The following is a 14,894-nucleotide window of genomic DNA, read 5'->3' on the forward strand; positions in this document are numbered from 1 at the left end:
TTGGAATCATTGTAGAAAGGCAGGCAAAAAAGTTAGCGGGTCGATCTTATTGGGGGGTTCTGACGTCAATACCGGCGCGGTCCAGCGCTTCACGGGTGGCTTCCACCAGTTCCAGCGCGCCGGGGGTGTCACTGTGCAGGCAGATGGAGTCGAATTCGATGAACAGGTCTTCGCCTTCCACAGTGCGCACCCACCCGCTCTGGCACGCGCGCAGCACCCGCGCCGCCACGGTGGCCGGGTCCAGCGCACGCACGTTGCGGGTAAACACGATGGAGCCGCTGAGGTCGTACTCACGGTCGGCGTAGAACTCGCGCACCACGGGTTGCCCCAGCTCCCTGGCAACGCGCCAGATCACCGAGTTGGGCATGCAGTACAGCAACAGCGTCGGCTCGATGATTTGCAGGTTTTGTACCAGCAGGCGCGCGGCTTCCTCGTCGCGGGCCAGGTGCATGTAGAGCGCGCCATGGGGTTTGATGTGCTGCAGAGTCACCCCCTGGGCCCGGGCGATTTCGCGCAGGGCGCCGAGCTGGTAGAGCATGTCGTCCACCAGTTCCTGGGCCGGCGCGTTGATATGGCGGCGGCCGAAACCGACCAGGTCGCGAAAGCCCGGATGCGCACCGATGGCGACGCCCAGCTGTTTGGCGCGCGCCACGGTGCGGCGCATGGTGCCGGGGTCGCCGGCGTGAAAGCCGGTGGCGATATTGGCCGAGCTGATATAGGCCATCAACTCCGCGTCGACGCCGTCGCCGATGGTCCAGGGGCCGAAGCCTTCGCCCATGTCTGAATTGAAATCCACTGCCTGCATCGCGTGCGCTCCGTCAAAGGGGATGCAGCGAAAGTAGGCTGCCCCTTGACCCCTTGGGAAGATCTATTATCAGATGGGGCATCTTCTGAAAATCAGATACCCCCAAGTACTGGAGAGGCAGATGTCCCTCACCCTGCGCCAGGTCCGTTACTTTGTCGCCACCGCCGAAATCGGCCAGATTTCCCAGGCGGCGATTCACTTGAACATCTCCCAATCGGCGGTCACCACGGCGATCAAGGAGCTGGAAGCCCTGCTCGGCGTGCAGTTGTTCATGCGCTCGGCCCAGGGCATGAACCTCACCGACGCAGGCCGGCACTTTCTCAACCGTGCCTATGTGATCGTGCGCAGTGTCGACGACGCGCTGAACAGCCCCTTGCCGGACCACCGCGCCAGCGGCGTACTGCGCGTCGCCGCCAGTTACACCGTGCTGGGCTATTTTTTGCCGCACCACTTGCAGCGCATGGAGCACTGGCACCCGGACGTGACCATCAAGGTGTTCGAACAGGAGCGCCAGGCCATCGAACAGGGCCTGCTCGACGGCGGGTTCGACATGGCCGTGGTGCTCACCGCCAACCTCACGCACCCGGCGATCGTCTCGGAAATCCTGTTCAACTCCGAACGCCGCCTGTGGCTGCCCAGCCATCATCCGTTGTGCGAACGGGGCGCGGTGAGCCTGGCGGACGTGGCGCAGGAGCCTTATATCCTGCTCACCGTGGACGAGGCCGAACACAGCGCCATGCGCTACTGGGAACAGGCCAGGCAGACGCCAAACGTGCGGCTGCGCACCAGTTCGGTGGAAGCGGTGCGCAGCATGGTCGCCAATGGCAGCGGCGTGGCGATCCTGTCGGACCTGGTGCACCGGCCCTGGTCGCTGGAAGGCAAGCGCATCGAAACCCTGACCGTCACCGACCCGGTAACGCCCATGAGCGTGGGCCTGGCCTGGCACCGCGAGCGCGCGTTTACCCCGGCGATGCAGGCGTTTCGCGACTACTTCCACGACGCGTTCCTGGCGCCGCAGCAGTTGTCGGCGCGGCGTTAGAGCTGCGCTTGCAGCACGCCGGCCAGCCAGTCCATGAACACCCGCACGCGCAACGGCAAATGCCGCTGCCCGGCGTACAGCAATGAAACGTCCAGCGGCGGTGCCGGGTAGTCCGGCAATACCGCCACCAGCTCACCGCTGGCCAGTTCAGCGCCGAGGCCCAGGGCTGGCACCTGAATAATCCCGAAACCGCCCAGGCATGCCGACTTGTAGGCATCGGTGCTGTTGACCGTGACCCGCCCGGCCATGGGCAGGCGCTGCACCTTGTTGCCCAGCAGGTATTCGAACCCCGCCGAGCGTGAGCCCAACGGTCGCACGTAATGCACCAGATGGTGGTTGGCCAGGTCGGCGAGTGTGTGCGGCGTGCCAAAGCGTTGCAGGTAGGTGGCGCTCACGCAGTTGAGCATCGGCAGGCTGCACAGCCAGCGGGCGACCACACTCTGGTCCGGCTGCGCACCCACGCGCAGCACGCAGTCGAACCCTTCGGCGAGCAGGTCGACCTGGCGGTCAGTGGTGCTGATTTCCAGCTCGATCAACGGGTGCGCGTGCATGAAATCGGGCAGGCGCGGCAGGATCAGGTCCCGCGCCATCACGTTGGGCATGTCCACCCGAATGCGTCCCGCCAGTTGCGCTTCATCCTGACGAAACAGCCCTTCGAGCTCCTCCATGTGCGCCAGCAGATCCTTGCTGCGCTCATACAGCACAAGGCCGTCCTGGGTCGCCTGCACCTTGCGCGTGGTGCGCTGCAACAGGTGCGCGCCGAGCAGTTCCTCCAGCGCCTGCACATGCTCGGACACGGTAGAGCGCGGCAGGCCAAGGCGCTCGCCCGCCTGGGTGAAACTCGACAACTCAGTGACCCGTACGAAGGTGCGCAGCAGTTCAAGCTTGTTCATGGATTGTTCGCCTTATCCGGCCAGTGATTCCGGTATAGCGCTGTTTATCACGTTGCGGTCGTACAAATACACTCATTCCACACCCACACGCAGAGGCACTCACCATGACCCGTAAAATTGCATTGATCACCGGCACCAGCCGTGGCCTGGGCAAAAACGCCGCCCTGCATCTGGCAGCGCAGGGCGTCGACATCATCGGCACCTATCACAGCAAGGCCGACGAGGCGCAGGCGCTGGTGACGCAGATCGAGCAACTGGGCGGCCGCGCGGCGATGCTGCAACTGGATGTGGGCCAGAGCGCCACCTTCGACGCGTTCGCTGGCGACATTGCCCGCGTGCTCAGAGATGTTTTCGCACAGGATCACTTCGATTTTCTGGTCAACAACGCCGGGATCGGCATTCACGCAAGCTTTGCCGAGACCACCGAAGCGCAGTTCGATCAGTTGCTGGCGATTCAATTCAAGGGGCCATTTTTTCTGACCCAGAAGCTGTTGCCGTTGATCCGCGACGGCGGACGCATCCTCAACGTGTCCAGCGGCCTGGCGCGCTTCAGCCTGCCCGGTTACGCCGCCTATGCCGCGATGAAAGGCGCGATGGAAGTGCTCACCCGCTACCAGGCCAAGGAACTCGGCACCCGTGGCATCAGCGTCAACATCCTCGCCCCCGGCGCCATTGAAACCGACTTCGGCGGCGGCGCCGTGCGCGACAACGCCGGCCTCAACGCCATGGTCGCCAACAACACCGCCCTGGGCCGCGCCGGCTTACCGGATGATATCGGCGGCGTCATCGCCAGCCTGCTGGCCGACGGCAGCGCATGGATCACCGGGCAACGTATCGAGGCGTCGGGTGGCATGTTTTTGTAGGAACCTGTCGCGCAACACGTCGTAGCCCCAGTGATACACATAGGTGTACGGCAGAAAAAACAGCAGCACGCCAATGTCGAGTATCAGGGCCTGCAGCAGGCTGATCTTCATCCACGCGGCAATCAACGGCACGGCCACGATGATCAGCCCGCCTTCGAACATCAGCGCGTGCAGCACGCGAGTCCAGGCGCCGCCGGCGAGTTGCAGGCGCAACGTGAGGCGGTCGAACAGGCTGTTGAAGATGATGTTCCAGGTCAGCGCCAACAAACTCATGCCCAGGGTCACCGCGCCCATTTCCAGCGCCGGTCTGCCAGTGATCCACACCAGCAACGGCGTACAGATCAACAAGGCCAGGCCCTCGAAACCGAGGGCCTGGCAAACGCGTTCAGTGATCGATTTGGTAGGGTTCATGGCCCGGCTCCGTGATTGACGACGGTTGCCATGTTCACCCGCCACATCGATACTTAATAACCAATAACCATCGACCAAGGCGATACCTCATGGCCTCTCACGAAGTGCTGCAGGCGTTTGTCCAGGCCGCCACCCAGGGCTCTTTTTCAGCGGCGGCGCGCAAGCTGGGCAAGAGCCAGTCGACCATCAGCGCGGCGGTGGCGAGCCTGGAGATTGACCTGGATGTGGTGCTGTTCGACCGCAGCAGCCGCAAGCCCACACTGACCCCGGCCGGGCATGTGCTGCTGCAACGGGCGGAACAGGTGCTGGAGGCCAGCAGCCGCCTGCAACTGGCGGCGAGTCAACTGGCACAGGGCCTGGAGCCGAAGGTGACGATTGCCATGTCGGACACCTACCAGTCGCCGCGCTTCGAAACCGCAATCCTCGCCTTTGCCGAACGTTACCCGGACCTGGAGCTGGAATGGCTGATCGCCGAATGCGATGACCTGGTCGACCTGGTGCAAAGCGGCCGCGCGCACATGGCGTTTATCGAGCAGCAGGACGTCTACCCGCCCGACCTCACCAGTTCGCCGGTGCAGGAGCGCACCGAAACCGCATTGTTCGTGTCGCCGCAGCATGCCCTGGCGAGCCTTGCGCAGGTGGACCCGCAGCGCTTGAAACAGCACCGCGAACTGCGCCTGGCGAGCATCGTCAAACCCTACGACAACCGCGCGGCCGGGCGCGTGTGGTCGGCCGCCAGTTACCTGATGCTGATGGAAATGGCGCAACTGGGGTTCGGCTGGGCCCCCCTGCCCCGCTGGCTGGTGGAGCGCTTCGGCAATGCCAGCCTGGTGGAACTCAAGGTACGCGGCTGGCCGCGTTCGGTGGCGATCGACGCGTTATGGTCACGGCAACGACCACCGGGGCCGGCAGGGAGTTGGTTGCTGGGGCAGATGCTTGACTGAGCCCTGTCAGACAAAGGGCATTTGCGTGTGACCAGCAGGCTTGTTGTGGTGGTGGCGAGCGGGCTTGCCCGCGTTGGGGTGCGAAGCAGCCCCAAACCATACTCCTCGTAGTGTCAGGTACACCGCGTTTTCTTTGATTGGGGGCGCTTCGCACCCCAACGCGGGGCAAGCCCGCTCGCCACAGGAGTGATCTTCTTTGTCTGGGCGATCAGGGAAGGCGTTAAACTGCTTTCCTCACTGCGCCGTTCGGTTTTCCCTATGCAAACCCGCCTTGTTGCCTACGAAGCGCTGACTGCTGTGCAACAGCAGCAACTGCGCGACATCGAAGTTCACCCCGAGCAACTGCCGTTTTCCGGTGACATGTACTGCGCCCTCAATACGCTGCTGGTCAACCCCAGCCCTGGCGTGAAGGGATTTGCCCTGCTGGCCGACGAGATTCCCGTTGCCTTCCTGCTGCTCAAGCGCCCGCCGTGCCTGCCCCAATGGGCCGATGAACACAGCGCGACGCTGCACGCGTTGCAGGTGGATCGGCGCCAGCAAGGGCGCGGGTTTGGCAAGGCTTGCCTGCTGGCGTTACCCGCTGTGGCCATTGAAACCTGGCCGCAGATCAAGGCACTGGAATTGTCGGTGGACAGTGACAACGTCGCGGCGATGGGCCTGTACCTGCGGGCGGGGTGGGTGGACAGCGGGGAGGCGTACAAGGGGCGGATCGGGTATGAGCGCAGATTGCGCCGGGCGTTTGATTCATGACGGTAAATGTCACGTAAACATGACTTCAGAAACGAATGTCATGTTTACGTGACGTCGGCTGCTGGTGCTGGCTCAGGCCTTCTGCCCAACCGGCAACCAGACCTCTACCGTGCCGGTGCCCTTGCGCCCGTCAAAGTCCGCGCTGTAGCGCTCGAAATCCGCCCCCACGACCTTGTAGCCCGACTGCGGCAGCCATTCGAACATGATGCGCTCGTACGTCTGTGCCAGTGCCTGCACCGGCCCGTGATGGGCGAACACGGCGTAGTTGAGCGGCGCTATATCGATGGATTCGAAGTTGCCGGGCACATCGCCTTTGGTGGGTACTTCAACACCGGCCATGTAGTCGAATTCGCCATGGTGCGCGTTATGACACACGCCATAGGTCACCCCGCCGACGCGCTTGCCGATGTCCTTGATGCAGGTGTCGAACAGCTCCCACAGGCGCGGGATGTCACCGACGGTGGCCTTGGAATAACGCCCTTTTACGCCCGCAATCACCATGGCCCTGCCCGCTTCCATGCGTGGCTCCAACGGTTGTTTTGTCTGCTGATCCATACGAACAGTCTCCTTCTTATGAGGGAACAAACCCGCGTCGAGTATAGGGGTATATCGGCGCCCTGCTCCATGCAGAAATTTTTCCCACGCATATGGACAACTGGCCATCATCGACCGTATTGTCTGCCGCAGGCCACCGCAGTGGCCAACGTCGCTCGGACGGTTCCGGGCGCTTACGTACTTCGAGGCAACAATGGCCGACCAAGGTTCGCCGCGCCGCTTTGCGCGCATAGATCGACTCCCTCCCTATGTTTTCAATATCACTGCCGAGCTGAAGATGGCTGCGCGTCGGCGCGGCGAAGACATCATCGACTTGAGCATGGGTAACCCTGACGGCCCCACGCCCCCGCACATCGTGGAAAAAATGGTCACCGTCGCCCAGCGTGAAGACACCCACGGCTACTCCACCTCTAAAGGCATTCCGCGCCTGCGCCGGGCCATTTCGCGCTGGTACAAGGACCGTTATGACGTGGACATCGACCCCGAGTCGGAGGCCATCGTCACCATCGGTTCCAAGGAAGGCCTTGCGCACCTGATGCTGGCCACCCTGGATCAGGGCGACACCGTGCTGGTGCCCAACCCGAGCTACCCGATTCACATCTACGGTGCGGTGATTGCCGGCGCCCAGGTGCGTTCGGTGCCGCTGATTCCGGGCGTGGACTTTTTCGCCGAGCTGGAGCAGGCCATCCGTGGCTCGATCCCCAAGCCGAAGATGATGATCCTCGGCTTTCCGTCCAACCCGACCGCGCAGTGCGTGGAGCTGGATTTCTTCGAACGGGTGATCGCCCTGGCCAAGCAGTACGACGTGCTGGTGGTGCATGACCTGGCCTACGCCGATATCGTCTACGACGGCTGGAAAGCGCCGTCGATCATGCAGGTGCCCGGCGCCAAGGACATTGCGGTGGAGTTTTTCACCCTGTCCAAGAGCTACAACATGGCCGGCTGGCGCATCGGTTTCATGGTGGGCAACCCGGAACTGGTCAACGCCCTGGCGCGGATCAAGAGTTACCACGACTACGGCACCTTCACCCCGCTGCAAGTGGCGGCGATTGCCGCGCTCGAAGGCGACCAGCAGTGCGTGAAGGACATCGCCGAGCAGTACCGCCAGCGCCGCAATGTGCTGGTCAAGGGCCTGCATGAGCTGGGCTGGATGGTCGAGAATCCCAAGGCGTCGATGTACGTATGGGCAAAGATCCCCGAGGCGTATGCCGCCATGGGCTCGCTGGAGTTTGCCAAGAAATTGCTGCTGGAGGCCAAGGTGTGTGTGTCGCCGGGCATCGGCTTTGGCGAGTATGGCGATGACCATGTGCGCTTTGCGCTGATCGAGAACCAGGACCGGATTCGCCAGGCCGTGCGCGGGATTCGCGCGATGTTCAGGGCGGATGGGTTGGTTACCAGGGCCTGAATTCAATGCTGTAACAACGGTGGGAGGGGGCTTGCTCCCGATGGCGATGGGTCAGTCACCAGATGCAGTGACTGACACTCTGCCATCGGGAGCAAGCCCCTCCCACATTGGATTGGGCTCACACCGTTGTTTTGCGGTGTGGCTTACACCACCAGCGACAACAACATGATGAAGATCAGCGCCACCACCGACAGGATGGTCTCCATCGCCGTCCAGGTCTTGAACGTCTCCACCACGGTCATGTTGAAGTACTGCTTGACCAGCCAGAACCCCGCATCGTTGACGTGAGACAGGATCAACGAACCTGCCCCCGTCGCCAGCACCAGCAGCTCACGGTTGACCCCCGGGATCATGCCCACCACCGGCACCACAATGCCCGCGCCGGTAATGGTCGCCACGGTCGCAGAACCGGTGGCCACGCGAATCACCGCCGCCACCAGCCAGGCCAGCAGGATCGGGTTGATCTGCGCGCTCACCGCCATATGGCCGATCACGTCGCCCACGCCGCTGGTCACCAGCATCTGTTTGAAGCCACCGCCGGCGCCGATGATCAGGATGATCGCGGCGGTCGGTGCAAGGCTGGCGTCGAGCAGCTTGAGGATCTGTTTGGCGTGGATGCCCTGGCGATGGCCAAAGGTGTACAGCGACAGCAGCAGCGCCAGCAACAGCGCAGTGATCGGGTGACCGATCATGTCCATCCAGTTGCGCACCACATGGCCGTCCGGCAGGCCGATGTCGGCGAAGGTCTTGAGCAGCATCAGGAACACCGGCAGCAGCACGGTGACCAGCGTGATGCCGAAGCTCGGCAGGGTTTTCGCTTCCGGCTCGCGGGCCAGTTGGTCCACCAGTTCCTGGGACGGGTTGCCCGGAATGTACTTGGAAATGAACGTACCGAAGATCGGCCCGGCGATGATGGCCGTCGGCAGCGCAACGATCAGGCCGTACAGGATGGTCTTGCCGATGTCCGCACCGAACACGCCGATGGCCAGCAGGGGCCCCGGGTGCGGCGGCACCAGACCGTGCACCGCCGACAGGCCGGCGAGCAACGGGATACCGATCTTGATCAGCGACACGCCGGTGCGCCGCGCGACGATGAATACCAGCGGAATCAGCAGCACGAAGCCGATCTCGAAGAACAGCGGGATGCCCACCAGGAACGCGGCGAACATCATCGCCCACTGCACCTTTTCCTTGCCGAAGGCGCGGATCAGGGTCTGCGCGATCTGATCGGCGCCGCCGGATTCGGCCATCATCTTGCCGAGCATGGTGCCCAGCGCAAGGATGATGCCGACAAAGCCGAGCACTCCGCCGAAACCGTCCTGGAAGGCCTTGATGATCTTGTCCACGGGCATGCCCGAGGTCAGGCCGAGAAAGCCGGCCGCGATGATCAGTGCAATGAACGGGTGCACCTTGAATTGGGTGATCAGTACGATCAACCCGATGATAGTGACCACTGCATCAAGCAGCAGGTAGGACTCGTGGGACATGCCAAACATGGGGGGTCTCTCCTGTTTGTTGTTGTTATTAAAGCGGGTGTTGAATTTCCTGCCGGGGATAGCGCTATCTCTTCCGGCAAAAAATCAATGAGTAGGTTCAAAACCGTGCTTGAGCCACCAGGCATTGGTTTGCTCCGCCAGCGCTTCGACGCTGTCTTCGCTGGCGTTGAGGGCCAGGGTCAGCGGCTCGCCTTTGGGCGATTCAAGGGTAGCGAACTGGCTGTCGATCAAGCTGGCCGGCATGAAATGGCCGGGGCGATGGGACACGCGGTCGGCGGCCACCGCACGGGTCAGCTCCAGAAACACGAAACCCAGGCCCGGCGCGGCTTCGCGCAGGTGGTCGCGGTATTTTTTCTTGAGGGCCGAACAGGTGAGCACGGGATGCTCGCCGGCCTTGAGCGAACGGCGCAGCTCATCGCAGAGGATGTCGAGCCAGCCGGCGCGGTCGTCGTCGTTGAGGGGGTGGCCGGCGCTCATCTTTTCGATGTTCGCGGCAGGGTGAAAGCTGTCGCCTTCGATGGCGGTGGCGCCGTTCAGGCGGCACAGGGCCTCGCTGACGCTGGACTTGCCACAGCCGGAAACACCCATGATGACCAGGGCGGTAACAGGTTGACTCATGAAACACCTCAGGACGCAGATAGCGCTACCTTTGCACGCTGTAAGGCTAGTGCAAAAACAGGCTTTTCCCGCGCCGTCTTGTCTTTTTTTATGGAGTGACGCGTGCATCCGTTCCAACTGACTTGCTTGTAGCACTGAACCGGATCAGGCAACCCAGGGTTCAATCATTTGCAGCCCTTCGGAGACAGCGCTACCTTAGTGCCTCGATTTTTGTTTGGCAAGCCGCCTGATGACCTCCAAGAACGATAAGAATACGCGCACCACGGGTCGCCCGACCCTCAACGAAGTCGCCCGTCTGGCCGGCGTCAGCCCGATCACCGCCTCGCGCGCCCTGCGTGGCATCAGCAGCGTGGCCACAGAACTGGCCGAAAAAGTGCGGCAGGCCGCCGCCGAGCTCAACTATGTGGTCAACCCCGCGGCCCGCGCCCTCGCCTCGGCCCAGAGCCATTCGGTGGTGGTGCTGGTGCCGTCGTTGTCCAACCTTTTGTTTATCGAAACCCTCGAAGCCATCCATCAGGTGCTTAGGCCCAAGGGCTTCGAAGTGCTGATCGGCAACTCCCACTATTCGCGCGACGAAGAAGAAAACCTGCTGCGCAACTACATGGCCTACCAGCCACGCGGCCTGCTGCTGACGGGTTTTGATCGCACCGAAAGCGCGCGACGAATGGTCGAATCCAGCAACGTGCCCTGCGTGTACATGATGGACCTGGACCCCAATGCCGGGGTGAACTGCGTGGGGTTCTCGCAACTGGCAGCGGGCGAAACGGCCGCCGCGCATTTGCTGTCCCGTGGGCGCAAACGCCTGGCCTATATCGGCGCGCAGCTGGACCAGCGCACCCTGCTGCGCGGCGAAGGTTTTCGCCGGGCGCTGCAACAGGCTGGCCTGTACGACCCGGCGCTGGAAATACTGACACCGCGCCCATCTTCCGTGGGCCTGGGCGGCGAACTGTTCCTGCAGTTGCTGGCGGCGCACCCCGACGTGGATGCGGTGTTCTTCGGCAACGACGACCTGGCCCATGGCGCGCTGCTCGAAGCCATGCGCCACGGCATTCAGGTGCCAGGGCGAGTGGCGGTGCTGGGGTTCAACGACTTGCCGGCGTCCTCGTTCATGGTGCCGCGCCTGAGCAGCATCAGCACGCCACGCGAAGCGATCGGCCGGCGAGCAGCGGAGCATTTGTTGACGATCATGGCGGGTAATCGGATTGCCAAACCGGTGGTGGATATGGGGTTTGAGTTGCAGGTGAGGGAGAGTACGTAGGAGGCCTGTAGGAATGGGCTGACATTGCGGTAAGCACCTTGCTCCGTTGCCTACGCTTACGTCAGAATCCGCCGGCTTGTGCGCCAGGGTTGGGCTGTCTAAGGTTAGTCCGTCGCCGAATTTCTCGGTGGTCGGGTTTAGTAGCCCGAATTCCTTTGCACAATATGCACAGGCCCATTATGGCGGCTGTGCGTAGGGCGCCCTCGGGCGCGCCGGGTTTTGTGCGGGATTACCGGTCTACTAACCTGCGTACAGCTGCCACCTCTCGTTTAGTAGCGATGCGGGCGCCGGCAAAAAATCAGGTACTTAGCCATGCAAAGTGTCAATCCCCCGCATACGCTCTTCACCCTCGTCCCCGATATTTCCACCGAATCCCTGCTGACCAACAGCTACGAAACCGTATGCTCCGTCAGCACCCTGCTGCTCGACCTGTCCGATGACCTCACGGGCAAACACCGTGATGTTGCGCTCGCCATTCATCAACTGAGTGAGCTGAGCGTATTGCTGGTGGGCAAAGCGATGGATCAACACATGCCACGCACTTGAAAGCCGGCCCCAATAAACGGTGCAGCGCTGTGCCAAGCGAGCGTGTTGTGCCAAGCAGACTTGTTATGGCAAGCAGACTTGTTGCGGCGAGCGGGCTTGTTGTGGCGAGCGGGCTTGCCCCGCGCTGGGGTGCGAAGCGCCCCCAATCGAGCAAAACGCGGTGTACCTGATACGGCTCAGCGTCTGGTTTTGGGCCTGCTGCGCAGCCCAACGCAGGACAAGCCTGCTCGCCACAGGGAATCTGCGCTTAACTGAAACGGCATTAGGGCAAACCCCGCGTTGGGGCGCGAAGCGCCCCCAATCGAGCAAAACGCGGTGTACCTGATACGGCTCAGCGTCTGGCTTTGGGGCTGCTGCGCAGCCCAACGCAGGACAAGCCTGCTCGCCACAGGGAATCTGCGCTTAACTGAACGGCATTAGGGCAAGCCCGCTCGCCACATATTACGGACTGTGCTCGCCTCGCATCCCCTGCTAGATTGGCCATTCTCAATTGCCAGGGGCGCACCATGGGGCATTCGCTGAAAATCTTGGGCCGCACGTCTTCCATCAATGTGCGAAAAGTACTCTGGACGTGCCAGGAACTGGGCATCGACTACGTGCGTGAGGACTGGGGCATCGGCTTCAAGCCCACCCAATCCGCTGAATTCCTTGCCCTCAATCCCAATGCGCAGATACCGGTGATGATCGACGACCACGGCGTGCTGTGGGAGTCCAACACCATCTGCCGCTATCTCGTGGGCCTTTACCAGCGCCATGACCTGTTGCCCATCGAGCCGGCGCCGCGCGCCCGGGTGGAGCAATGGATCGACTGGCAAGCCGTCGAACTCAACCGCGCCTGGGGCGCTGCCTTTACCGCGCTGGTGCGCAACAACCCGGAGGGTCTGGATGCGACACAAATCGCCGCCGCCGTGCAGGTGTGGAACGACAGGATGGGCATTCTCGAACAACAGTTGGCGAACACCGGTGCCTACGTGGCCGGCAATGAGTTCACCCTCGCCGACATCCTGATCGGCCTGTCGGTCCATCGCTGGCAGATGACGCCAATGCAGCGCCCGCACTATCCCGCCGTCGCGGCGTACTACCAGCGCCTGGCCCGGCACGCGGGCTTTCACACCTTCGCCCTGGACGGTCACAACTGAAAAAACAGTGGCGACACGCGTTAAGTTGTAAGTAAACGTGTTTAGCTTGACGCTGAATGCCATTCCTTACCGCTCACCAAAGGGTCCCTCATGTCGACACTCACCGCCTCTTCCACGGACGGCATCGATCCGGTCCGGGCCGCCCATATCAGTGCGCGCATCGACCGCCTTCCTCCCGTTGCGACTATTTGGCGCCTGGTGGCGTTGCTGTCGATTGGCGGTTTTTTCGAGCTGTATGACCTGTTCCAGACCGCCTACATCAGCCCAGGCCTGATCAGCGCCGGCTTGTTCCACATCGGCAGCGAAGGCGTGTTCGGCTTCTCCGACCAGGCCGCCTTCGCAGCGGCGACGTTTCTCGGCCTGTTCTTCGGCGCCAGCCTGCTCAGCCCCATCGCCGACCGCTACGGGCGCCGCGCGATCTTTACCTTCGCGCTGGTCTGGTACACCGTCGCCACGGTGTTGATGGGCCTGCAGACCTCCGCCCTGGGCATCATTTGTATGCGCTTTCTGGTGGGCATTGGCTTGGGGATCGAGCTGGTGACCATCGACGCCTACCTCTCGGAGCTGGTGCCCAAGCGCATGCGCAGTTCGGCGTTTGCCTTTGCGTTTTTCATTCAGTTTCTGTCGGTGCCGACCGTGGCGTTGATGTCGTGGTGGCTGGTGCCCCAGGCGCCGTTTGGCATTGCCGGGTGGCGCTGGGTGGTGCTGAGCAGTGCGGTGTTTGCGCTGTTTATCTGGCAACTGCGCAAGCGCCTGCCGGAGTCGCCGCGCTGGCTGGCGCAGCAAGGTCGGTTCGACGAAGCCGGCGCCATCATGGACAACCTTGAAGCGCGCTGCCGCAAAGATCACGGTAACCCCCTGGATGAACCGGAACCCGAGGCGGTCAACGTGCAGGGCAATGGCCGGTTCGCCGATATCTGGCAACCGCCCTACCGCCGCCGTGCGCTGATGCTGATCGTGTTCCACGTATTCCAGGCCATCGGTTTTTTCGGCTTTGGCAATTGGCTGCCGGCGCTGCTGTCGGGCCAGGGCGTCAGCGTGACCCACAGTCTGTTGTATGCGTTCATCATCACCCTCGCCTACCCGCTGGGGCCGCTGCTGTTCGTGAAGGTGGCCAACCGCTTTGAAAACAAGTGGCAGATTGTCGGCTCGGCCATGGGCGCGATGATCTTCGGCAGCCTGTTCGCCTTGCAGACCAGCGCGGTGGGGCTGATCTTCTGCGGCGTGATGATCACCTTCTGCAACGCCTGGCTGAGCTACAGCTACCACTCGTATCAGGCTGAACTGTTCCCGACCAATATTCGCGCGCGGGCGGTCGGCTTCTGCTACTCGTTCAGCCGCTTGTCGACAGTGTTCAGCAGCCTGTTGATCGGTTTTATCCTCGAACACCTGGGCACACCGGGGGTGTTGGCGTTTATCGCCAGCAGCATGCTCATCGTGATGATCACCATCAGTTGGTTCGGGCCGCGTACGCGCAACCTGACACTGGAAAACATCGCCCATTGACGGCAAGGGTTGGCCGTCGACGGGCCATCGGTTGCCGCGACAGCGGCCCGAGGCCCAATAAAACGCGCACGGCGCACGCGGCACGCTATTTGCTCCAGTGTTCGTACTGAACACTTGCGCAGGTGACCGATCATGCTGGTTAACAACAACACCCAGGCCGTATCGAACGTCCAACAGGTCAATCGGCCCGACATGGACCCGGCCAATGCGGCCGCCAGCACCCTGTACAGCGGCGTGCTGGCAGCAACGCAGCCTGCCTTGACCCTGCCGGCCGCGCAGAAGGATCTGGACAAGGCGAGCGGGCGTATTGACGAGGCGTTTGCCAAGACCCGTGTGCAGCTCCAGGCCTCGGCGCCCGCCTCCGGCACGCGCGCGGAACTCACCGAGTACATGAGCAAATCCCCGGGCGAACGCATTCGTGAGCAGTTGCTCAAGGAACAGGGGTTGACCGAAGAGCAGGCGCAGGCGCTGCCGCAGGAAAAACAGGACGCGATTTCCAGGGAAGTGGCTGCACGGTTGAAGGAACAGCAGCAGGTGGCGTCGACCACCGCGCCGGCTGAGCCGGTAAAACAGGCGCTGGCGGCCCTCTAATCAAGCATTCAAATGTGGGAGGGGGCTTGCTCCCGATTGCAGTGTGTCAGTCGTCAAAGATGTTGACTGAACCAC

Annotated in this window: 16 protein-coding genes; 10 read left to right on the top strand and 6 right to left on the bottom strand. The window is 62.4% G+C overall.

The features are described 5' to 3' along the window. Positions 1 to 46 precede the first annotated feature (46 nt). A complete protein-coding gene (locus RHM60_RS10095; RefSeq protein ID WP_209984068.1) occupies positions 47 to 805 on the bottom strand; it encodes a 5-oxoprolinase subunit PxpA in 759 nt (252 codons plus the stop codon). A gap of 121 nt (positions 806 to 926) precedes the next feature. On the opposite strand from RHM60_RS10095, the gene RHM60_RS10100 reads away from it, so the two are divergent. Beyond that, on the top strand, positions 927 to 1,844 hold the full coding sequence (locus RHM60_RS10100; protein WP_322214328.1) for a LysR family transcriptional regulator: 918 nt from the start codon (positions 927 to 929) through the stop codon (positions 1,842 to 1,844). On the opposite strand, the gene RHM60_RS10105 is transcribed toward RHM60_RS10100, so the two are convergent. Next, on the bottom strand, positions 1,841 to 2,737 hold the full coding sequence (locus RHM60_RS10105; protein WP_231422900.1) for a LysR family transcriptional regulator: 897 nt from the start codon (positions 2,735 to 2,737) through the stop codon (positions 1,841 to 1,843). The two genes, RHM60_RS10100 and RHM60_RS10105, sit on opposite strands and share 4 nt — an antisense overlap. Positions 2,738 to 2,841: 104 nt before the next feature. Between RHM60_RS10105 and RHM60_RS10110 the strand changes: the two genes are divergently transcribed. Continuing rightward, the gene (locus tag RHM60_RS10110) at positions 2,842 to 3,600 is read left to right on the top strand and encodes an SDR family NAD(P)-dependent oxidoreductase (protein WP_209984072.1); all 759 of its coding nucleotides are present in this window, start codon (positions 2,842 to 2,844) and stop codon (positions 3,598 to 3,600) included. Here the strand turns inward: RHM60_RS10110 and RHM60_RS10115 are convergent. Next, positions 3,499 to 4,011 (bottom strand): multidrug/biocide efflux PACE transporter, encoded by a 513-nt coding sequence (locus RHM60_RS10115; protein WP_322214330.1) that lies wholly within the window; start codon positions 4,009 to 4,011, stop codon positions 3,499 to 3,501. The genes RHM60_RS10110 and RHM60_RS10115 overlap by 102 nt on opposite strands. 89 nt (positions 4,012 to 4,100) lie before the next feature. On the opposite strand from RHM60_RS10115, the gene RHM60_RS10120 reads away from it, so the two are divergent. Both RHM60_RS10120 and RHM60_RS10125 read left to right on the top strand, forming a co-directional pair. After that, entirely contained in the window at positions 4,101 to 4,955 is an 855-nt protein-coding gene (locus tag RHM60_RS10120) for a LysR family transcriptional regulator (RefSeq protein ID WP_322214332.1), read from the top strand. 258 nt (positions 4,956 to 5,213) lie between these two features. Beyond that, on the top strand, positions 5,214 to 5,705 hold the full coding sequence (locus RHM60_RS10125; RefSeq protein ID WP_322214333.1) for a GNAT family N-acetyltransferase: 492 nt from the start codon (positions 5,214 to 5,216) through the stop codon (positions 5,703 to 5,705). Positions 5,706 to 5,777: 72 nt separating this feature from the next. On the opposite strand, the gene RHM60_RS10130 is transcribed toward RHM60_RS10125, so the two are convergent. After that, positions 5,778 to 6,260 carry a GyrI-like domain-containing protein gene (locus RHM60_RS10130; RefSeq protein WP_322214334.1) on the bottom strand — a complete coding sequence of 161 codons (483 nt, stop codon included), beginning with the start codon at positions 6,258 to 6,260 and terminating at the stop codon, positions 5,778 to 5,780. A 193-nt stretch (positions 6,261 to 6,453) separates the two neighbouring features. Between RHM60_RS10130 and alaC the strand changes: the two genes are divergently transcribed. After that, the gene (alaC, locus tag RHM60_RS10135; RefSeq protein ID WP_322214335.1) at positions 6,454 to 7,665 is read left to right on the top strand and encodes an alanine transaminase; all 1,212 of its coding nucleotides are present in this window, start codon (positions 6,454 to 6,456) and stop codon (positions 7,663 to 7,665) included. A gap of 143 nt (positions 7,666 to 7,808) precedes the next feature. Here the strand turns inward: alaC and RHM60_RS10140 are convergent, their stop codons facing one another. Together RHM60_RS10140 and RHM60_RS10145 are read right to left on the bottom strand one after the other, a co-directional pair. Next, complete coding sequence (locus tag RHM60_RS10140) at positions 7,809 to 9,161, bottom strand: GntP family permease (RefSeq protein ID WP_186751752.1); 1,353 nt, start codon at positions 9,159 to 9,161, stop codon at positions 7,809 to 7,811. Positions 9,162 to 9,245: 84 nt separating this feature from the next. Then, on the bottom strand, positions 9,246 to 9,779 hold the full coding sequence (locus tag RHM60_RS10145; RefSeq protein ID WP_209984087.1) for a gluconokinase: 534 nt from the start codon (positions 9,777 to 9,779) through the stop codon (positions 9,246 to 9,248). A gap of 226 nt (positions 9,780 to 10,005) precedes the next feature. On the opposite strand from RHM60_RS10145, the gene RHM60_RS10150 reads away from it, so the two are divergent. The 5 genes from RHM60_RS10150 to RHM60_RS10170 all read left to right on the top strand — a co-directional run bounded on the left by RHM60_RS10150 (position 10,006) and on the right by RHM60_RS10170 (position 14,819). Beyond that, entirely contained in the window at positions 10,006 to 11,037 is a 1,032-nt protein-coding gene (locus tag RHM60_RS10150) for a LacI family DNA-binding transcriptional regulator (RefSeq protein WP_209990484.1), read from the top strand. Between the two features lie 312 nt (positions 11,038 to 11,349). Beyond that, complete coding sequence (locus RHM60_RS10155; protein WP_209984089.1) at positions 11,350 to 11,583, top strand: DUF6124 family protein; 234 nt, start codon at positions 11,350 to 11,352, stop codon at positions 11,581 to 11,583. A gap of 506 nt (positions 11,584 to 12,089) precedes the next feature. Next, on the top strand, positions 12,090 to 12,722 hold the full coding sequence (locus RHM60_RS10160) for a glutathione S-transferase family protein (RefSeq protein ID WP_209984091.1): 633 nt from the start codon (positions 12,090 to 12,092) through the stop codon (positions 12,720 to 12,722). Positions 12,723 to 12,812: 90 nt separating this feature from the next. Next, positions 12,813 to 14,228 (top strand): MFS transporter, encoded by a 1,416-nt coding sequence (locus RHM60_RS10165; protein ID WP_209984093.1) that lies wholly within the window; start codon positions 12,813 to 12,815, stop codon positions 14,226 to 14,228. A 132-nt stretch (positions 14,229 to 14,360) separates the two neighbouring features. After that, positions 14,361 to 14,819, top strand: coding sequence for a hypothetical protein (locus RHM60_RS10170; protein ID WP_209984095.1), 459 nt, complete (start codon positions 14,361 to 14,363; stop codon positions 14,817 to 14,819). The last annotated feature ends 75 nt before the right edge of the window (positions 14,820 to 14,894 follow it).

Origin of the sequence: Pseudomonas sp. MH9.3, from assembly GCF_034354675.1 — a bacterium.
Classification (GTDB): Bacteria; Pseudomonadota; Gammaproteobacteria; order Pseudomonadales; family Pseudomonadaceae; genus Aquipseudomonas.